15 protein-coding genes and 2 pseudogenes are annotated in these 20701 nt (G+C 60.9%); 9 read left to right on the top strand and 8 right to left on the bottom strand.

What is annotated here, in order from left to right:
- Nucleotides 1-31 precede the first annotated feature (31 nt).
- Entirely contained in the window at nt 32-1123 is a 1092-nt protein-coding gene (locus BMW76_RS30150; RefSeq protein ID WP_090871880.1) for an aldose epimerase family protein, read from the bottom strand.
- Nucleotides 1124-1183: 60 nt separating this feature from the next.
- Nucleotides 1184-2410 (bottom strand): XylR family transcriptional regulator, encoded by a 1227-nt coding sequence (locus BMW76_RS30145; RefSeq protein WP_090871878.1) that lies wholly within the window; start codon nt 2408-2410, stop codon nt 1184-1186.
- 314 nt (nt 2411-2724) lie between these two features.
- Between BMW76_RS30145 and xylA the strand changes: the two genes are divergently transcribed.
- The 6 genes from xylA to BMW76_RS30115 all read left to right on the top strand — a co-directional run bounded on the left by xylA (nt 2725) and on the right by BMW76_RS30115 (nt 10924).
- A complete protein-coding gene (gene xylA, locus BMW76_RS30140; protein WP_090871983.1) occupies nt 2725-4050 on the top strand; it encodes a xylose isomerase in 1326 nt (441 codons plus the stop codon).
- 246 nt (nt 4051-4296) lie between these two features.
- A complete protein-coding gene (xylF, locus tag BMW76_RS30135; RefSeq protein ID WP_090871876.1) occupies nt 4297-5325 on the top strand; it encodes a D-xylose ABC transporter substrate-binding protein in 1029 nt (342 codons plus the stop codon).
- 76 nt (nt 5326-5401) lie between these two features.
- Entirely contained in the window at nt 5402-6988 is a 1587-nt protein-coding gene (xylG, locus tag BMW76_RS30130) for a D-xylose ABC transporter ATP-binding protein (protein WP_090871874.1), read from the top strand.
- The gene (locus tag BMW76_RS30125) at nt 6985-8181 is read left to right on the top strand and encodes a sugar ABC transporter permease (RefSeq protein WP_090871872.1); all 1197 of its coding nucleotides are present in this window, start codon (nt 6985-6987) and stop codon (nt 8179-8181) included. The genes xylG and BMW76_RS30125 overlap by 4 nt, the downstream gene beginning before the upstream one ends.
- Before the next feature lie 528 nt (nt 8182-8709).
- Nucleotides 8710-9468, top strand: coding sequence for a methyl-accepting chemotaxis protein (locus BMW76_RS30120; RefSeq protein ID WP_090871870.1), 759 nt, complete (start codon nt 8710-8712; stop codon nt 9466-9468).
- Between the two features lie 58 nt (nt 9469-9526).
- Nucleotides 9527-10924, top strand: a complete 1398-nt coding sequence (locus tag BMW76_RS30115; RefSeq protein ID WP_090871868.1) for an MFS transporter — start codon at nt 9527-9529, stop codon at nt 10922-10924.
- 321 nt (nt 10925-11245) lie between these two features.
- Here BMW76_RS30115 and BMW76_RS41370 read toward each other — a convergent pair whose 3' ends face one another.
- Nucleotides 11246-11386 carry an STAS domain-containing protein gene (locus BMW76_RS41370; RefSeq protein WP_177200537.1) on the bottom strand — a complete coding sequence of 47 codons (141 nt, stop codon included), beginning with the start codon at nt 11384-11386 and terminating at the stop codon, nt 11246-11248.
- Between the two features lie 595 nt (nt 11387-11981).
- On the opposite strand from BMW76_RS41370, the gene BMW76_RS30100 reads away from it, so the two are divergent.
- Both BMW76_RS30100 and BMW76_RS30095 read left to right on the top strand, forming a co-directional pair.
- Nucleotides 11982-13211, top strand: coding sequence for an acyltransferase family protein (locus BMW76_RS30100; protein ID WP_177200536.1), 1230 nt, complete (start codon nt 11982-11984; stop codon nt 13209-13211).
- Between the two features lie 258 nt (nt 13212-13469).
- Entirely contained in the window at nt 13470-14732 is a 1263-nt protein-coding gene (locus BMW76_RS30095) for an acyltransferase family protein (RefSeq protein ID WP_177200535.1), read from the top strand.
- 451 nt (nt 14733-15183) lie between these two features.
- Here BMW76_RS30095 and BMW76_RS30090 read toward each other — a convergent pair whose 3' ends face one another.
- The 3 genes and pseudogenes from BMW76_RS30090 to BMW76_RS30080 all read right to left on the bottom strand — a co-directional run.
- Nucleotides 15184-16029, bottom strand: coding sequence for a polysaccharide deacetylase family protein (locus BMW76_RS30090; RefSeq protein WP_090871859.1), 846 nt, complete (start codon nt 16027-16029; stop codon nt 15184-15186).
- Nucleotides 16026-17135, bottom strand: a complete 1110-nt coding sequence (locus BMW76_RS30085) for a glycosyltransferase family 4 protein (protein ID WP_090871856.1) — start codon at nt 17133-17135, stop codon at nt 16026-16028. The genes BMW76_RS30090 and BMW76_RS30085 overlap by 4 nt, the downstream gene beginning before the upstream one ends.
- An 84-nt stretch (nt 17136-17219) precedes the next feature.
- Nucleotides 17220-17548, bottom strand: a pseudogene (locus BMW76_RS30080) (LysR family transcriptional regulator); the annotation flags it as partial.
- Between BMW76_RS30080 and BMW76_RS42070 the strand changes: the two are divergent.
- Nucleotides 17543-17995: pseudogene (locus BMW76_RS42070) on the top strand (MFS transporter); the annotation flags it as partial. The pseudogenes BMW76_RS30080 and BMW76_RS42070 overlap by 6 nt on opposite strands.
- A gap of 536 nt (nt 17996-18531) precedes the next feature.
- Here the strand turns inward: BMW76_RS42070 and BMW76_RS30065 are convergent.
- Nucleotides 18532-19671: an extracellular catalytic domain type 2 short-chain-length polyhydroxyalkanoate depolymerase gene (locus BMW76_RS30065; RefSeq protein ID WP_090871855.1), complete on the bottom strand. Its 1140-nt coding sequence runs from the start codon at nt 19669-19671 to the stop codon at nt 18532-18534.
- A gap of 277 nt (nt 19672-19948) precedes the next feature.
- Nucleotides 19949-20701, bottom strand: a protein-coding gene (locus BMW76_RS30060) for an IS5 family transposase (protein WP_090871853.1) whose coding sequence is annotated in 2 segments (ribosomal slippage) — nt 19949-20418 and nt 20418-20701 — 754 coding nt annotated over the 2 segments. Because the reading frame shifts where the segments join, the coding sequence is not laid out codon by codon here. This gene is flagged as partial in the annotation.

Here is a 20701-nt window from a genome sequence, read left to right as displayed (position 1 = left end):
TACGGCAAGCCGCGTGCGATGGCTTCAGCTCTCAACGGACGCCGAGCCGGTAGACGGTGGTGTGCTGGTAGTGTGCGCCGGGCCGCAGCACGACGGCTTGCGCGTCCGGCATGTTGATCTGGTTCGGAAACGCGCCCGTTTCGAGGCACAACGCGGCGTGCTTGCAATACGTCCTGCCGTTGCGGCCCTTCACGCCGGCGAGAAAGTTGCCCGTGTAGAACTGCATGCCCTGTGCGTTCGTCGATACGGTGAGATCGCGGCCGCTCACGGGATCGTAGAGCACGGCGGCCGTGCGCAATGCGTTGGGAGCATCGCGCAGCACGTAGCAGTGATCGAAGCCGCTCGCGCGCGCAAGTTGCGCATCGGGCCAGTCGAGCCGCGCGCCGATGGGTGCGCCCGTGCGAAAGTCGAACACGCTGCCCGCGACGTCCTTCCGTTCGATCGGGATCATCGCGTCGTCGATGGCGAAGAATGCGTCCGCATCGATCGAGATGACGTGGCCGCGAATGTCGGAAGCATCGGCAAGCGCGTCGCCGGACAGATTGAAGTACGCGTGATTCGTGAGGCTGATGGGCGTGGGCGCATCGGCTGTCGCATCGTAGTCGATCGTCAGCGCGCCGTCGTCGTCGAGCGCGTAGCGCACGGTGGCCGTCACGGCGCCCGGAAAGCCCGCATCGCCTTCCGGCGATTCATGCGAGAACACGAGCGCGCCATCCACTTCGCGCGCCGTCCATAGCGCCTTGTGAAAGCCGCTTGCGCCGCCGTGCAGCAGATTGTCCCCTTCGTTGCGATCGAGCTGGTACGTGACGCCGTCGAGCGTAAAGCGCGCATGCGCGATGCGGTTCGCCCAGCGGCCGATCGTCGAGCCGAAGAACCAGCGGCTCGCCAGATAGTCGGCGGGCGTGTCGTGACCGAGCAGCACATCGGCGACGCGGCCCGCGCGGTCGGGCGCATGCCAGGAGACGAGCGTCGCGCCGAAATCGCTGATCGTCGCGCGCATCCCGTGCGCGTTGCGCAGCGTGAACAGACGAATGTCGCCGAGACCGGGCAACGTGCCCCAGCGCTCGATCTGCACGCTGGAAGAAGTGGAGGTGTCGGTGCTTTGCATGTCGGCGAAATTCATGTCGGTCGTTTGTTGAGACCCGAGTGTGAGGCGAAGGTAGAACCAGAATGTGAGACCAGATTAAGGCATTTGCGACGATGACGCTGAGCGCGACTGCTGCGCGGCCTCCATGCGCTCCTGATACTCGCGCGGCGTGCAGTCGAGTTCGCGGCGAAACACGGCGTACATGTACTGCAACGAAGTGAAGCCACAGCGTATCGCGACTTCGGCGCTCGACATGTCCTGCTGCGCAAGCAACTGTTTCGCCACATCGAGCTTGTGCTTGAGGATCTCCTGATGCACGGTGCAACCGAGTTCGCGCCGGAAGTAATCTTCGAGCGACGAGCGCGACACACCCACATAGTCGGCCACCTGTTCCGTCTTGATGCCCTGGCACGCGTACTGGCGGATATAGTGGCGCGCGCGCATCACGTAGGGGCTTGCGAGCGGCTCATGCTTCGTCGATTCGCACACGTTGATGCCGACGGGCGGCACGAGAATGCGGCGTCCCGCGAAACGCGCGCCGCCGAGCATCTGATGCAGCAGATGCGCGGCCGTGCGGCCCATTTCCTCCGTGCCCTGGATCACCGACGACAACGGAATGCGCGTGAGCGAGCGCGTCAGCGGATCGTTGTCGATGCCGATGATCGCCACCTGCTCGGGCACGGGTATGCCGCTGATCAGACAAGCCTGCAACACCTGACGCGCGCGCGCATCCGTCACCGCTATGATGCCGACGGGCTTCGGCAGGCTTTGCAGCCACTCCGTCAGTTGCACGCTGGCCTGGTGCCAGACGGGCGCGCTCGTCGGCAGTCCGCGATGCACGTCGCCTTCGAGTCCATCCGCTTTCAACAGCGCATCGAAAGCGAGTTCGCGCTCCTGGGCCCAGCGGTTCGTCGGCGATTCGGGCAGGCTGTAGAGCGCGAAGCGTTGCAGCCCCGCGCCGATCAGATGCTTGTACGCGAGCGACATCAGTTGCATGTTGTCGGTCGCGATATACGGCAGATTCGGCGGATACTTCGACGCGTCCTCATACGATCCGCCGACGGCAACGACAGGCAAATGCGAATTCGACAATGCCTCACAGACGGCGGGATCGTCGAAGTCCGCGATAAAGCCATCGCCTTCGAAGCACTCGATGCCATTCAGCCGCGCGCGGAAATCTTCTTCGAGGAACAGGTCCCACGCGACGCGCGTCGACAGCAGGTAATTGCCGATCCCCGTGATGATCTCGCGGTCGTACACCTTGTTCGCATTGAAGAGCAATGCGATCCGGTGCGTGCGTTGTGCGGCGTGCTGTCGTGTCATCGAAGTTCCTGACGCATGGTGCAATGCGGCGCGCTCATTACGTTGAATGTCACGTTGATCGTCACGTCGTCTCCGGATTTGCGTTTTTATGTTTGCGGCCGCTTCAGCGGGGGGGTGCTCGCCAAAGACATTTAAGTGTTCTGCTTATTCTAGGCGTCACTTCCCCTTGCCTGCTAATGGATTTTAAGCGCCAGCAAGAATCACCAAGCGCGCTGGCGAATTTCGCAATTGCCGCGCAAAGCGGCAAGGGTCAGCATGGCGTCACATCATGCATGGCCCGATGCAACGTCGGGCCGATACCCAAGGAGACGCGCATGTCTTACTTCGAACATTTGCCCGCTGTGCGCTACGAAGGCCCGCAGACGGACAACCCGTTCGCATACCGCCATTACGACAAGAACAAGCTGGTGCTGGGCAAGCGCATCGAAGATCATCTGCGCCTTGCCGTCTGTTACTGGCATACGTTCGTGTGGCCGGGCACGGATATCTTCGGAGCGGGGACGTTCCAGCGTCCGTGGCATCGTTCGGGTGACGCGCTCGAAAAGGCGCATATGAAAGCCGATCACGCGTTCGAGCTGTTTGCGAAGCTGGGGACGCCCTTCTATACGTTTCATGACACGGACGTCGCGCCCGAAGGCGACAGCATCGCCACGTATGTGAACAACTTCAAGGCGATGACGGACGTGCTCGCGCGCAAGCAGCAGGAGACGGGCGTCAGGCTGTTGTGGGGCACGGCGAATCTCTTTTCGAATCCGCGCTATGCAGCCGGCGCGGCGACGAATCCGAATCCCGATGTGTTCGCGTTTGCCGCCACGCAGGTCTTTCACGCGCTCGAAGCGACGCATCGGCTCGGCGGCGCGAATTATGTGCTGTGGGGCGGCCGCGAAGGCTACGACACGCTGCTCAATACCGACCTCAAGCGCGAGCGCGAGCAGTTGGGCCGCTTCATGAGCATGGTCGTCGAGCACAAGCACAAGCTCGGCTTCAAGGGCGCGCTGCTGATCGAGCCGAAACCGCAAGAGCCGACCAAGCATCAATACGACTATGACGTCGCCACCGTTCACGGCTTTCTGAGGCAATTCGGTTTGCAGAATGAAATCCGCGTGAACATCGAAGCGAATCATGCGACGCTTGCGGGCCATTCGTTCCACCATGAAATCGCCAATGCATTTGCGCTGGGCATCTTCGGTAGTGTCGATGCGAATCGCGGCGATCCGCAAAACGGTTGGGATACGGACCAGTTCCCAAATAGTGTCGAAGAACTCACGCTCGCGTTCTACGAGATCCTGCGTAACGGCGGCTTTACCACGGGCGGCATGAACTTCGACGCGAAAGTGCGCCGTCAGAGCATCGATCCCGAAGATCTGCTGCATGGCCATATCGGCGCAATCGATGTGATCGCCATCGCGCTGGAGCGCGCCGCGCATCTCGTCGAAAACGACCGCCTCGACGCATTCAGGAAGCAGCGCTACGCGGGCTGGGACAGCGAGTTCGGACGCAAGGTGCTCACAGGCGGCTATACGCTCGAGTCGCTTGCAAGCGATGCCGTGCAGCGGAACATCGCGCCGCACCATGTCAGCGGACAGCAGGAGCATCTGGAGAACATCGTCAATCAGGCGATCTACTCGCACGCCAAATAAGCACTTCGAACAGGCCTTCAAGCCAGGCTTTCAATCTCGCACGAAAAATCGTTAGCAGCGCCGGCAGATTTCGCAATTGCTCCGCCGGCGCGCACGGCACACGCTGTCGTGCGAATAAAAATGGGGCACGGCTTTCGACAACAACAGACGCTCGTGAACAGGTATTCGCGGCGCGCCCTTGAGGTTAAGACGGCGTTTTCGAGTTCTCGCATTCGATACCGCACGCAACCCTAAATGGAGTGAGACATGAAATCTGCAATGCGTCGTTCCGTATTGAGTTCTCTCGTTTGCGCGGCGATGGCCGCGGGCCTGACGATGGTGGCGCCGCTCGCGCACGCGAGCAAGGACAAGCCCGAGATCGGCTTCTGCATCGACGATCTGCGTGTCGAGCGCTGGTCGCGCGATCGCGACTATTTCGTCGCCGCTGCAACGAAGCTCGGCGCGAAAGTATCCGTGCAATCCGCCGACGCGAGCGAAGCGCGACAGATTTCGCAGATCGAGAACCTGATTTCGCGCGGCGTCGACGTGATCGTGATCGTGCCGTTCAACTCGAAGACGCTCGGCAATGTCGTTGCGGAAGCGCACAAGGCAGGCATCAAGGTCGTCTCGTATGACCGCCTGATTCTCGATGCCGACGTCGACGCCTATATCTCGTTCGACAACGAGAAGGTGGGCGAACTGCAGGCGCAGGGCGTCTTTAGCGCGCAGCCGAAGGGGAACTACTTCCTGCTCGGCGGCGCGCCGACCGACAATAACGCGAAGATGCTGCGCGAAGGGCAAATGAAGGTGCTCAAGCCCGCGATCGATCGCGGCGACGTGAAGATCGTCGGCCAGCAGTGGGTGCCTGAATGGAGCGCGGCAACGGCACTGCGCATCACGGAAGATGCGCTGACCGCGAACAACAACAAGATCGATGCGATCGTCGCGTCGAACGACGGCACGGCAGGCGGCGCGATCCAGGCGCTCGCCGCGCAGAAGATGGCGGGTAAGGTGCCCGTGTCCGGCCAGGATGCCGACCTTGCAGCCGTCAAGCGCATGATCGCCGGCACGCAGACGATGACCGTCTACAAGCCGCTGAAACTGATCGCAGGCGAAGCCGCCAAGCTCGCCGTCGATCTCGCGAAGGGCGAGAAGCCCGCGTACAACGCGAAGTACGACAACGGCAAGAAGCAGGTCGACACCGTTTTGCTGCAACCGACGCTGCTCACGAAGAGCAATGTCGATGTCGTGATCAAGGACGGCTTCTATACGCAAGCGCAACTGGCTGGCAACTGATCGCGGGCGCGGCGCTTTCCTGTTTTCAAAAACGGGAAGGCGCTCGCGCATCTTTCATCCATCCAGGACATTACGCATGGCACAAGCGCTACTGGAAATGCGCGGCATCGCCAAGTCGTTTGCCGGAGTGAAGGCGCTCGACGGCATCGATCTCGTCGTCGCGCCGGGCGAATGCGTCGGACTGTGCGGCGAAAACGGCGCAGGCAAGTCGACGCTGATGAAGATTCTGTCCGGCGTCTATCCGCACGGCGAATGGTCGGGCGAAATCGTCTGGGACGGCAAGCCGCTCGTCGCGCAGAACATCCGCGATACCGAACGCGCGGGCATCGTCATCATTCACCAGGAACTGATGCTGGTGCCGCAGTTGTCGGTGGCCGAGAACATTTTTCTCGGCAACGAAATCACGCTGCCCGGCGGCCGCATGAATTACGCGGCGATGTATCAGCGTGCCGATTCGCTGTTGCGCGAACTGGACATCACGGGCATCAACGTCGCGCAGCCGGTGATGAACTACGGCGGCGGACATCAGCAACTGATCGAAATCGCCAAGGCGCTCAACAAGCAGGCGAGGCTGCTGATTCTCGACGAACCCTCTTCTTCGCTGACGGCAGCCGAAACGAAGATTCTGCTCGACATCGTGCGCGACCTGAAGAAGCGCGGCGTCGCATGCGTGTACATCTCGCACAAGCTCGACGAGGTGGAAGCCGTGTGCGACACGATCACCGTGATACGCGACGGCAAGCACGTCGGCACGCAGCCGATGAAGCAGCTCGACACCGACCGCATCATCGCGATGATGGTGGGGCGCGAGATCACGAATCTGTTTCCACGCGAGCCGCACGATATCGGCGACGTGATATTCGAAGCGCGCAACGTCACGTGCTACGACGTGACGAACACGAACCGCAAGCGCGTCGACAACGTGTCGTTTGCGTTGCGCAAAGGGGAAATACTCGGCGTCGCGGGACTGGTCGGTGCGGGCCGCACGGAATTGATGCAGGCGATTTTCGGCGCGTATGCGGGCATCAGCGAAGCCGAAGTGTGGATGAACGGCAGGCACCTCAAGATTCGCACGCCCGCCGATGCGATCGCCGCAGGCATTGCGATGGTGCCCGAGGACCGCAAGCGTCATGGCATCGTGCCGCAACTGGGCGTGGGCCACAACATTACGCTCGCGGTGCTGCAACGCTTCGCGAAGGGCGGACGCATCGACACGGCATCGGAGCTCGACACGATCAACACGGAAATGAAGCGGCTTTCCGTGCGCGCCGCGCATCCGATGCTGTCGATCGCAAGTCTTTCGGGCGGCAACCAGCAGAAAGCGGTGCTCACGCGCATGCTGCTCACCGATCCGTCCGTGCTGATTCTCGACGAGCCGACACGCGGCGTCGATGTCGGCGCGAAGTACGAAATCTACAAGCTGATGTTCGCGCTGGCGAAGCGCGGCGTGTCGATCATCATGGTGTCGTCGGAGTTGCCGGAAGTACTCGGTGTCAGCGATCGTGTGCTCGTGATCGGTGAGGGCGAGTTGCGCGGCGATTTCGCCAACGACGGCCTCACGCAGGAACACATACTCACGGCCGCGATCGGCGCCGGAAACAACGACACTCAACGCAATGCCCCCCAACGCAACGACCCCACTCAACTGGCGAGCGTCGCATGACTCCTGATCTCACTTCCATCGATAGCCACGCAAAACACGGCGCGTCGCTCGCGTCGGGGCAGCGCATCAAGCTGCTGTTCGCGCGTTACAAGCTGCTCGCGCTGCTGCTGGCCGTCGCCGTCATCTGGATTTTCTTTTCGTTTCTCACCGACGGCGCATTCGTCACGCCGCGCAATCTGTCGAATCTGCTCCGGCAGATGTCGATTACGGGGATGCTCGCGTGCGGAATGGTGTTCGTCATCATCTCGGGCGAGATCGATCTGTCCGTCGGCTCGCTGCTCGGCCTGCTGGGCGGCGTCGCGGCGATTCTCGACGTCACGTATCACTGGCCGCTCGCGGCGACGCTGCCCGTCGTGATGGTGCTCGGCATCGCCGTCGGATTGTTCAACGGATGGTGGTCGACGTATCTGCGCGTGCCATCGTTCATCGTCGGACTGGGCGGCATGCTCGCGTATCGCGGCGTGCTGCTCGGCATCACGGGCGGCTCGACGATCGCGCCCGTCTCCGACAACTTCGTGTTCATCGGACAAGGCTATTTGCCGCGTATCGCCGGCGACACGCTTGCCGTCGTGCTGTTCGTGCTGCTCGCGGCATTGACGGTGCGGCAGCGGCAGAAACGCCAGCACTACAACCTGAGCGTTGCGCCGCTGTGGCAGGACGGCGTGAAGATCGTCGCGGCGGGGCTCATCCTGGCCGCGTTCGTCGCGACGCTCAACCGTTACGGCGGTATTCCCGTGCCCGTGCTGCTGCTGCTCGCGCTGCTTGGCATCTTCACGTACATCGCGACGCAAACGGTGTTCGGCCGGCGCATCTATGCCGTCGGCTCGAATCTCGAAGCGACGCGCCTGTCGGGCGTCAAGACGAACCGCGTGAAGCTCGCGATCTTCGCGCTGATGGGCCTGATGTGCGCGTTCGGCGGGCTCATCAACACCGCGCGTCTTGCGGCGGGGTCGCCTTCTGCGGGATCGATGGGCGAACTCGATGCGATCGCCGCATGCTTCATCGGCGGCACGTCGATGCGCGGCGGCTCCGGCACCGTGTATGGCGCGCTGATCGGCGCGCTCGTGATGGCGAGCCTCGACAACGGCATGTCGATGCTCGACGTCGACTCGTACTGGCAGATGATCGTGAAGGGCGGCATTCTCGTGCTGGCCGTATGGATCGACGTGATCTCGGGGTCCGAACGGCGATAGCGCATCGCGCACGGCTGTGGTGCGCTGCACCACAGCACAGCATTCGCGCGCTTCGTCGAGGCGCGTGCAGGCGCCCTGCATAGGGCGCTTTTCTTTTGTCGTACATGGATGGAAGCGGGCCGGACATGCGGCGCGTCAAAAAAATAAAAGAAGGCGCGCAAGCCTTGCCCTGCAAGCGATTGGGCGATGCTCCCACGCTTCGCCAGCGCTTTTTGAAGCCCGTTTTCACATCGAGGCGACGGCCTGAAAGAGGCCGATGGCATACCTATTGCGTTATCCGCCGCGGGGCCAACGGCGGCTTCAAGGATTTCTGACTATTCGCGGACGCTCGCATGGCGGGCGGACCACAGGGGCAACGGCGTCCCGAAACGCAACGCGAGGATCGTTCGATCGCATCGGTCGACGGCACATGCGTGCGGTTCGGGACGCTTTTTTCTTGGCGCAAACGGAACGCGCTCCGAACGCGCTCCCAAACGCGCGCTCTTTTGACACGCGCCTCCGGCGCGCTCATTTGAAACAATCGGCACGATGAACGAGCACACCAGCACGCAACGCATCGAGGTATCGGCGCAGACGATCGGTGAACTGATCAATCTGTCGGGCCGTCAGCGGATGCTTTCGCAACGCATCGTGCTGCATGTGTTGCTCGCGTCGCATGGCGACATGGCCGCGCTCGTCGTCGCGCGCGAATGCCTCGCGACGTTCGCAACGACACACGCGGTGCTCGTGAACGGCAACGATCATCTGCCCGGCGTGTTCTCGGATGCGTTGCGTCAGCTTTACTTCGGCACGCGCAAGGCGGACGAGCGCGTGGGACGCTTCATCGCGCTGACGGAGCAAACGGCCGCGCACGTGGAGGCGCGCGACGATGCGGCGCAAGCGCATGTCGAAGCGCTCGTCGCGCAGGCGACGCCGCTGCTCGAACTGCTGCAGGACATCACGCTCGCATACCAGCACGAGATGCGCGGCATCGAAGCCGCGGCGCAGCGTCGTCAGGCGGCCATCGCGGAGCAGCTGTCGAGCATTTCGATGCAGGCAAACATCGTCGCGTTGAATGCGCGCATTTCGGCGGCACGCGCGGGCTCGTACGGCCGCGAGTTCGCCGTCATCACGACGGTGCTCGCCGACATCATCAAGGAGATGGACGCGCTGATCTACAGCGTCGTCGACAGCGATGGCGACGACGCCCCGCCGCGACGCGACGTGTCGCGCGATGCGCCGCGCAGCGTTTCGCCTATTGCAGTTCCACAAGTTTCCGCGCGCAGCCGGATCGCCGAACGCGCGTGACCTTTTGTTCTTTGCACGACCACGCAACTGCCCCGCTTTCGTTCAATGAGAGAGACCCATGAAAAACCTGCTGAATTCGCTTGCAAGCGGTAACTGGCGCGCGCTGCTCGCGTGCTTCCTGTACTTCGATACCGGCTTCACCGTGTGGGTCATGTTCGGACCGCTCGCGCCGTTCATTCACAAGGACATCGCGATGTCGCCCGCCGAACTGGGCTTTCTCGTCGCGGTGCCCGTGCTCGGCGCGGCGATCCTGCGCGTGACGCTCGGCAATCTCTATCAGGCTTGCGACGGCAGACGCGTCGCGCTGATGGGCGTCGCACTGTCGGCGCTTCCTTCGATCGTGCTGCTGCTGATGCCCGGCGTGCCGTCGTACACGCTGCTGCTGATTCTCGGCGTGTTTCTCGGCGTCGGCGGCGCGAGCTTCGCGGTCGCATTGCCGATGGCGGGCAGCAACTATCCGCCGAAGGTGCAGGGCCTTGTGCTGGGCCTCGCGGCGGCGGGCAACATCGGCGCAGTGCTCGACGGCTTCATGTTCCCGTCACTCGCCGATCACTTCGGCTGGGCGAAGGCCGCAGGCGCCGCGCTGCCGCTGCTGGGTCTTGCCGCTGTCGCGCTGTTCTTCTGGGCCAAGGACCTCGGGCCGAAGACGGGCAGCGGCTCGCAGGCGCTGCGCAGCTTCATCGTGACGCTCGCGGGTCTCGTCGCGCTCGTCGTCGCCGTGCACTCGGGCGTGTTCGGCGCGGGCAAGACGGGCGTGCTGCTGTTGCCCGTGCTCGGCGCGCTGCTCGCGATCGCCGTTTTGCCGAAGCATTATCGGAGCGTGCTCGTCGAGGGCGATACGTGGATCGTGATGCTCGTCTATAGCATTACGTTCGGCGGCTTTGTCGGCATGTCGTCGTATGTGACGACACTGCTCATTTCGCTCTATCAGATGCCGCGTCTCGAAGCAGGTCTCTTCATGTCGCTGCTTGCGTGTATCGGCGCGCTCGTGCGGCCTGTCGGCGGGCTCGTCGCGGATCGCATCTCCGGCGTGCGCGCGCTCGTGATCCTGCTTGCGGCGATCTCGCTGTGCGACTTCCTGTTCGCCGCGTGGATGCCGCCGCTGTCGGCGGGTATCGTGCTGCTGATCGCGACGTATGTGTGCTTCGGTCTCGGCAACGGCGCGACGTTCCAGCTCGTGCCGCAGCGCTGGAAGGGCAAGACGGGTTTGATGTCGGGCATCATCGGCGCGGCGGGCGGCATCGGTGGCTTCTATCTGCCCGTCATCATGGGCATTGCGAAGGAAAGCACGGGCAGCTATCAGATGGGCTTTGCGACGTTCGGCGTGCTCGCGGCGATTGCGTTCGGCCTCGTGGTGCTGCATCGCGTGCGCTGGCTCGAATGGGCGCTGCCGAAAGAGAGCCATGCTGTCGTCGAGCCGATTCGCGCGGGCGTGAGCGCGGATAGCGGAGCTTGATGAACGTGGTGGTTTGAGTTGTGGATGATCGCCAGCGTGTCGTGCGCTGGCGATTTTGTTTTGCGATCTGGAAGCTTAGGCGCCGCCGCTTCGTCAGCGGCATGGTCTCGCTTCGTACATCGATTGCTGCAGCGCCAGGGTTGCGACTCCGTCATCGCGCTACGGCGCAATGATCTGATCGAGCGGGGCCCGGCACGGGCGAAGCGGGGTTGAGCGGCGCCTCGCCCGAAGTTGAAGCGTCTTTCGTCGAATCGCGTTGCTGCACGGCATGAAACGACCATACCGCGGCCGGCAGCGTCGGAAAGCACGACCTTGCGGCCGTCACGTCGTCCATCCCGTGCCTGTTAAGCCATCGAGCCATTGCGTACGGCGTCCCGTGAGCACGAGCGACACGCTGCGCTGCCCGAACTCTTCACGCAACTCTTCGATCGCGTGCCGCCCGGTGACGTCGACGCCCGTCACGGCCAGTGCGTCGAGCGCGAATCATTGTGGCTTCGGCACTGTTCCGGCGACCACGTCGAGCGCCGTTCGCTCGAAGTATCGAGCGTTGAAAAACAGGATCGGCGAATTGAAACGAAAGAGGGAAAGTCCTGGCGTGCAGCGCGCGTCGGGATGACGTGCGCTGCTGTGAAAGCTTTTCATCCCGTCCACGCGGCCGCGCGCTTCGCAGGAAGGGCGGCTAACGAGGCGGATGAAGCGGAACAGCGCAAGCGCGACGGCGAGGATGATTCCTTTAAGCGAGCCGAGCGCAACGACGCAAGGTGCCGAAGAGCGCGTACGCGACGAGCGGCGCCATGCGCGATCGCTGGCGTCCTGAGTCAAATTTCAACGCGTTTAACCGCGTATTTGAAAACGCTTCGCAAGCGCGTTCGAGGCGCGGAAAAGAAAGTGCGAAAACGTACAGACTCCTACTCCCGCGTCCAAAGAATATTAGCGTGCCTGCGTTGATTGAGTCTTTCAATCATGAATATTTCATTTAGAAAAATGCAAGCATGTGGTGTGAAGGAAAAATAATCCCGATCAAAAGAAATATATTGACCCGAAAGGGGAGAGTAAATTGAACAGGACGTTTCCCGGGCTGGACGCATTACGCGCTCTACTCGCATTCTATCTGGTTCTGTTTCATACATTGCCGTCGTATAAGGAATACGATTCGTTGCGTTTGCATGACGTTTTCGGATTCGGCGGCTATGCGACGAGCACTTTTTTTGTTTTGTCCGGATTTATTCTTTCGCACATTTATATCGGCGAAGATTCGCGAAGGAGGTTTAAGGTTTCGGCATCCAGATTTTTCATCAAGCGGTTCAGCAGTCTCTATCCAATACATGTTTTCACATTGCTATTGACAGTTGCACTGGCGCTTTTGAGTTCTCATCCCATCGCCACGCTTTTGCAAACGACAGCGCCGCAGACAAGGGGCACGGATGAAGCCCTTCTGAACCTGATCATGCAGATCCTCCTGCTGCAGGCATGGAATCCGTTCTATCTGTCGTACAACATACCCGCGTGGTCGATTTCAACCCTGATGTTCTTTTATCTGGTTTTCCCCATATTCGCGCCGCGACTGATGAGGATGTCAAATAAAGCTGCGATGCTGCTCGCGGTGTGCGTGGTCTATCTTGTTGTTGCGCTGGTCGCGGTTCTGGAGAAGTGGTATGGCTTCGGTGCAATCGGAATGTTTCATACCAATCCGTTACTCCGTCTTCCGGAATTTGTGGCGGGGATACTCGCGTATGGCGTTTTCGTCGAGCGTCGAGATGCGGTCGCAGGCGCTGTCGCACGCCTTTTAGGCTATTTGCTTTCTATTCTGGCAGTCCTTTTCTGCATTGCGAGTTACCTGTTTGCGAATGGATCGAATTCGATACGGATTCTCCTCCATAATGGCGCAATGCTGCCCACTCAGATAACTGTCGTGATTGTATTTGCATGCTTGCTGCACGATGCTTCCGTGCAATCGCGCCGGTTTCTACGACGGCTCGGAAATGCGTCCCTGTCGACCTTTGCTTTGCAAAACCCGCTATTCGACCTGTACTCGAAGATGGAGAAAGTCGTGGACCTGCCATTCCCGATTCTTTCCTGTCTTGATCGCTTACATCTTTGCACCCATATCGCGGGTGCAGTGCCGTTGCGGTTTTCCTTTTATCCCGTTTTTCTGGTGTTGATCGCCTGTGTGGCGATTGCTTTCGAGGAGAAGGTTGTCGCCCCGATGCGAACGTATTTGCGTCGCGTCCTGACGCGCGAAAAGATTGCCGCCATGCCAGTGCATCCAGTTGTATCCCCGGATTAGGATTCGTCGCGACGGGCTTTTCCTTGCGTAGCCACTTCGCGCGGGAAAGAACGCATTGAACTGGGTACAGTGCCCTCAGCCGTCCACGGCGACTTGCGTCGGGATATTGATGCGCGGCGTGCGAAAGCGTCCATAAAGTGAGGCGTCGATTCACGCAAAATGGGCAACGTAAGCATCGCGAGCGGGTGGTTTCCGACGGCTTGCGCGCGGATTCTACGAAGTCAATTTTTGCCGTCGCAACGGCCATGGAGGACACACATGCGGGCACAGTGCGGCGATGAAGACGCGCTTCGTCTGCGCTATCTGGATGGCCTGCGCGGCTGGGCCGCCGTGATCGTGTTGTTCTGTCATGTATTTCCGTTCTATCTGCTGCGCTCGACGGGGCCATCGGCCGATAGTGCGCGGCGCCTGCTAGAAAAAGGGGCACTCGCGGGCTATGCGGAGTACGCGCTCGCGTCGCTCGGCATCGTCTTCTATCGGTTCTTTACGGACGGACTGATTCCCGTCTACGTCTTCTTCGTCCTGTCGGGCTACGTGCTGTCGGTCGGGTACGTACATAGGCGGCGAGGCGAGATGATTGCCGATCAGGCGTTGCGCCGCTATATACGTCTCACGTTGCCGATTGCGAGCGCCTGCCTGATCGCCTATTGCCTGATGAAGCTCGGCTGGATGTACAACCAACGCGTGTCGGGCCCGTCTGGCAGCGACTGGATGAAAGAGTTCTATGGCTGGCCCGCTACTCTTGTCAGTTTGATCCGGTTTTCGCTATTCGATGTCTACTTCGACTACTCGCACGTCCACTCGTACATTTTCGTACTCTGGACGATGCAGATCGAGTTTTTCGGCTCGTTTCTGGTTTTCTGCACGCTCGCCTTATTCGGCGAGTTGGGGAAAAGATGGCTGCCATACGGCATCGTGTTTGTCGTCGTTTGCCTGATCGATCGGACTCTGATTCCTTTCCTGTTTGGCCTCTTCATTGCCGAACTCCATCGCCGTGACGACGTGCGGCGCATGCTGGCCAGGCCGGCCTCGAAGATTGTCGCGTCGATCCTTCTTGTCGCGGCGCTGTTCGTGCCCGTCCTCGCCTTCCATTTCGTGCCGCGCAGCGCGTGGAGCAGCGTCGGATCGGTGACGGCTGTCGCAATCGTCGTGTCGGTGATGATGTTCGCGCCGTTGCAGCAAGTGTTGTCCTGCCGCGCGTCGAAGTTTGTCGGGAAAATTTCGTTTTCGCTCTACCTTATCCATCCACTGGTGATATGTTCTTTCGGTTCCTGGTACTTCCTTGCGTTGTACGAACGGCTGGATCGTCCCATCCTGATCGCTTCCTGTGCGATCCTGACCATCGCGCTCAGTGTGCTCTGCGCGCTCTTGTTCGAAGTGGTGGACACATGGGGCGTGAAGGCCGCGCGGCGCTTTTCGGGCTGGGTTCTGCACAAGCCGCTGCGGGGGCCCGCGATGGATCGCAAACCTGCCCATGTCGATGCGACACCCGCCGGCGAGTCGATTGGCCTTTCGGAGTGAGCCGGTGATGGCAGGCTGCCGCGGCATCGAATTCATTGCCTCGCTTACTTGCGAACTCTGCACTCCAGGTTAATACGCAACGCGACTACCGTAGCGCGAGCAACAAGCTGGATGTGTTCTCGCCAAAATGACAGCGGATCTACACCTAACGGCATGCCGGAGCTTGCACGGAAAAAGCTCGGGCAGTTACGGCAGTCGTGTGGGGTTCGGTTCAGGTATCCGTAAGCCATTTCATTGAGCAACATGCGTCTTTAGGATGTGACGGTGGTGCTTTGAAATACCGACAACAGAACAATGAGTCTAATTGGAGGTGGCACGCGGTGGGTTTTATACTTCTCTTCGCGCGCCGACGCGAAGCCGCATCATGTATAGGACTTTGCGTTCGGGGTTGTGTGTCTTCGGACAAACGTCGTTGCGGTGGCCGCAACCCGGACCGGTTGCACGTCGGCTTTCAGCGCTTGATGGCGAGGTAAGCTCGGCTGACTGCGGGACGGCTATGGACCCAGAGACGACTGGCAAGCCAGTTAGCCGGCCTGTCCCGCACTTCGAGTCGCCTGATCGATTGCCCGACTTCCGTTGGAACGGGTTGCCGCTGGACCGGATTGGTGCCTCTGTCGCACGTATAGAAGTGCCTGAATCCCGCGGCGAGCGCGATCTCGCGGTAGTCGTCGTCGTAATAGCCTTGCGGCCAGCAAAGATGGTCCGACACGTCGCCAAGCCGCTGACGAAGCGTCGCACGCGCTTTCGCGAGATCGTCGCGCAGGCGCTCCCGTTTTTCGTCACGATCTTGTGTCAGCCGATCCCAGCGAGCATGCGTGTGCGTATGACTGTGAAACTCGAATGTACCGGCGGTCCGCATCGCCTCGATTTCGGACCAGCGCAGGATCACATCGTCGGCCCGGCCTTGCTCGATGGCTGATTCACCCTCCTCGTGACCAAGCAGGCGCGGCAGCGCGGTGATGTCGCCACCTGCCGCGTTAGGCCGCGGCGCGCCCTCGCCCGGCCACGCGCTTACAAGGAAGCACATTGCGCTGAAGCCATGCCGCTGCAAAACTGGATGCGCATGCACCCAGTTGTCGAGATACCCGTCGTCGAACGTGATGACGACCGACTTGGGTGGGACGGGTGCTCCCGCCAGATAGTCCGCGAACTGACGTGCGCTCAGCGTCCGGTAACCCAGCTGCGCAATGCATGCAATCTGTTCGGCGAAATGTTCGGGCGTAACCGTGATCATGCCGGGCGACGTACTGACGTGGTGATACATCAGCACGGGAACCGCGCGCGCAACGCGCTTCATGACACCGGCTCCAGTTCGGCCAGTTTCCGATGGTAGTTTCGTTCGGTGAGGCACCGGCCGTAAAACGCGATCGTCTGATCTGCCATCTGTTCGATCGTAAAGCGCGCGATGATACTGCGCGCCTGGTCCCCAAGCCGTGTGCGCAGCGCGCGATCGTCGAGCAGCCGCACGATCGCCGCCCTTAGCGAGACAGGATCTTTCGAAGGAACCAGTAACCCGTTGACGTTATCGTCGATCAGTTCCGGCACGCCGTCGACGCGCGTGCCGATCACCGGCAAGCCGCGCGACATGGCCTCGATGAAAGACTGCCCGAGCGCTTCCTGATGAGTCGGCAGCACGAAAAAATCGCTGCCGCGCAGTACGTTCGGAACGTCCGAACGCAAACCGAGCAAATGGACCCGGCTACTCAGCCCCAACGCTTCGATTCGGCTTCGAATTCGCGCAAAGCTCGGTCCGTCGCCAGCCATGACCAGATGCAGCTCGGGCCGGCTTGTCAACAGCGGTCGCGCCGCTTCAATCAGATCGTCGTGGCCTTTCTGGTCTCGCATCATCGCGACCATGCAGCCGATCACCGCGTCGGCGCCAAGCCCGAGTTCGCTGCGCAACGTCGATTCGATTTCCTGCTCGGGCTCGGGAACGCCGTCATAAATGGTTGCGATCCGGTCATGATCGACACCGGCGGAGACCAGATACCGATGCACGTACGAACTGACGGCGATCACGCGATGCGGGATCCACCGATACGTCGCCAGCGACGTGACCGGCAACGCCAGATGCCGCGTCCTGACCACAAGCGGGGTACCGGCGGACCGGGCGGCGAGCCCGGCAACGAGGGTGTCGTGACCGCTGTGCGTGTTGACCACATCGAACGCACGGCGGCGCACAAGCGACCGTATCGTCATTATTGACGCGACGTCACCGCCAGTTCTCATGGGGGTGTGATGCACGGAAAAGCCGTCCACCGCCGCGCGCCGGCCGATTTCCGCTTTTGCCGGGCAGACCAGTTCGACGGTATGTCCCCGCTCGCGCAATGCGACCATCTCTTTTAGTGTGCGAATCTCCTGGCCGCCCCATCCCGTTGAGGATTCGCTATGCAAAACGTTCATGCCTGACCCGCCCTGAAATCTACTTGTAAGTAACTGAATTTGCAGGTAAAGGTTCGTAATATACAGTAATCATTGTCGGGTTCTGCCAGTTTTTTTGGCCTTCAGGGAAGCCAGGTAGGTCACGGCGAAATCCACTGAGAACGATGCGCGCAATACGCCGCCGGGCTGGGCCAGCATTTCGCCAGTTGCTCGTGTGCCAGCCGGGCTTGATCGACGATGCGCTTGAAGCGCTCGAATTAAATCTGACCAGCCTCGGTCAGCTCAATTCTGCGTGTCGTGCGATGCAGCAGGCGCAGCCCGATCGCCTTCTCCAATCCGCTGATCCGGCGCGACAGCGTCGAGTTCGGCACGTCCATCGCCTCCGCGGCAATGCGAAAGCCCTGGGCTTTGACGACGTCAACGAATAAGGACATGTCGTTTATATGGTGAGCACGATGGGTTGCCGGTGTCTGCTGTATCGTCACGGCTTGTTACGGACGGTGCGCCAGGGGCCGTGCCAAGCTTTTCGGGGCGATCATCCAGGGGCTTGGCTGCTGGCTGCTGCCCGGCAGCGCACGGCCGCTTCTGCTGGGTCACGCGGTGTCTTGCCTGGGACATGGCATCCACCAGGCCAGCGGGCAGGCGGGCATCAGTGGGTGACCTGCCGCAGCTCGCGAGACGTGCGGTGTCCCTGGTCCGGCTTCATCATGATGTGCGCCGCTTTTCGCTCGGGACAGACCGCGTCGGCCTTTGTCGATCCGCACTACCGGCTTCGCGCATGGCCTATGGTCGTGCCGATGTTTGTCGCCGGATCGGCGCTGATGGCCATCGCGTTCGACTGGTTGCCGAGGTGCCGAGCCTCGAGCATCCTGGCAGGTTGAGTTCGCGGTCTGCGGCTGTTCCAGTCGGGTCGGAGTAGGCGCAAGCCGACATGTATCTTGTGCTTCGTGATGCTAGTTGCGTCGAACCGAGGGATCGGGCGTGAGCAACGAAGAATCAATATGCCGCCCGCAAACCATCGCTAGGGCGCACATACTGACGAGCACATCAAATAGTACGTAGTTGATCACGTGGCATACCGAACGCGTTGTTCCTTGACAAGGCCGCGGATCACGTGGGGCTCCTTTTGCCCGCGATGCAGATGACGGCGAACACCCGGATCATCTCCAGCCTTGCTGGCTGGTCAATTCTTGCCGAGAGCATTGCTCTTCACATCCATCTGATTTCCTGATCTTCAGTGCGAATCACGGCACCCTCGAACGGTCGTCTCTTTTGACCACGACAGCTGCCGTACAGGTGATGACGGAATCTATTCCGAGGCGTGTCGCGTGCCGCCGGTCCAGGCAGTGACCGGCCCTCAACGGCCCCACACTGCCGGCGGCGATCGGCGCCCGCGTCAAACCGTGTCAGGACGCGCCTAGGGTCGGCCAGTCACGCGCTGCACCATCGCATAGAGCACCGACATCTGCAAGCCGCTCTTGAGTGCGTAGTTCGCGTCGTATTGATTGGAGTAGCCCCACCAGTCGAAGCATGCATTCGGGTTGGTCGGCCCCGGCGCGGACGACGCGATTGTGTCGGGATACACGACCACCAGTTTGTTCGTGTCGGCCCATTCGTTGATACCGGCCTCGACGACCCAGCGGTTTCCAATTAGCGATGCCTCCTGCAGACAGCCGTGGAGCGCGAGCACGAATCCGCATCTGTTCCCTTGCGCGCAGGCTTTGGGAACGAAAATGCTGCCTGTCGAGCTCATCGAAAGGTTGGAAGACGCCCCAAACTCCGTCTGATCGAATGAGGACAACGTACCCGAGAGCTTTCCATTGTTGCGCGGTTTCAACGGGCCGAGGAACATTGTCAGCCACGTCTCTACTGAATCGTAGACTGCGCCATTTTCCGAGCAGCGCACCATGTACGGACTCCCGAGCGTGCCGCATGCGAGTTCGCCGTCAGGCGATTCCCAGCCGTGCTCGGCGGGAAACGTATTATCGAAATGAACATTGGCCCCATAGTGTCGGTATTCCGAGTTGAGGTCGGCCACTTCAAGCGGATTGACGACCTCGTCTTGCGTGCCGGACCAGAGGTAGACCGGCTGTCCACGCAGGTTCGTCGCCGGGTCGATGGTGCCGAGTGACGATTGCGCGTCCAGGTACGCCTCGGAGGCCGTCAGCGTGCTGTTATACGATGCCTGATTCGACGGAAGCGTCAAGCCGCCGCAGTTTGCTAAAGCTGTCGCGGCTCCCCCCGCGCCGGCACACCAGTACACGCCGCCAGCGTAAATAGCGGCCCCCTTGAAGGTCGAAGAGTGGGCAACATGCATCTGCACTGCCGCGAAGCCGCCAGACGAGATACCGGCGACGAAAACCTCCGTTGGGTCTATCTCGTAGCGCTGAAGTTTTACGATTCTGGAAGAGTTCGCGGCGGCGCTCGCGGGGGCGGCTAACGCGTTTGTTCTCAAAGCACCGGTACCGGCCGAATCGCCGCCACCCCCGCATCCCGCAAGAACGATCGCTAACACAACTGCCGGCGCGAACCGCAGGCCCAAAGCCGTCGCCTTCATTGCCGTCTCCTCGTCGGAGCAAAATAATCAGCATCATCGCTCCGTCAGTGGAACTGTCCGCCGTTTCGCCTTCCGCCATAACTTCGCTATCAGAAGTCATCGACAAAGCGCGAATTGATATTTACGGCGTAAGTCGCGCCCGATGATATTCTGGCATTGCAAAAATCGCTCCCGCAGCAACAGCAATCCTATGCCTCATGCGCGGAGGTAAAAATCGTCCAGTCAAAGATCTACGAATCACCGACTTGGTCCCGGTAGCACGCGCTAAGAGACGGTTTCATAAAGACTGTTGAGCTCGCTGAAAAGTGTTCCAGCAGATCAAGCAACAGCCGAGCTTGAGGAACGCTTCGTGGATGTCAGCGCGACGTTCGAAACGAATACGTAGACGACGGAAATGATGCAGCCAGGCATGTGTACGTTCGACAACCCAACGGACTTTTCCAAGGCCGCTACCGTGCGGATGGCCGCGCCGCGCAATGCTGGTGGGGATGTTGCGCTCGTGCAGGATGCGTCGGTATTTATCGTGGTCGTAACCTCGATCAGCATAGACGCGTCCAGGGCGGCTCAGAGGCCGCCCACGCATTCCGCCAACTGGCGCGATGGCCTCAATCAGCGGAACGAGTTGCGTGACGTCGTTACGATTTGCGCCAGTCAGGATCGCTGCGATTGGCGTTCCGTGGGCGTCGGTGGCGAGGTGGTGCTTGGATCCGGGTCGCGCTCGATCGGTGGGGTTCGGGCCAGTTTTTCGCCCGCCCCAACCGCGCGGATCGACGACGAGTCGACGACCACGCGCGAAAAGTCGATCCTGTGCACCGCTCGCAACCTCGCCAGCAGCACTGCGTGCAATCGATCCCATACGCCGGCTTGCTGCCAATCGCGCAGCCTGCGCCAGCAACTGACACCAGAGCCGCATCCCATCTCTGCCGGTAAATCGCGCCAGCGGATACCGGTCTTCAGCACGAACAGGATGCCTGTCAGCGCAGCCCGATCCGCTACCGGCTTGCGGCCCGGATACCTGAAACGGCGTGGC

Source organism: Paraburkholderia diazotrophica (genome assembly GCF_900108945.1).
GTDB lineage: Bacteria > Pseudomonadota > Gammaproteobacteria > Burkholderiales > Burkholderiaceae > Paraburkholderia > Paraburkholderia diazotrophica.
The sequence above is the reverse complement of the archived record's forward strand: the minus strand, read 5'-3'. Positions and strand labels throughout refer to the sequence as shown.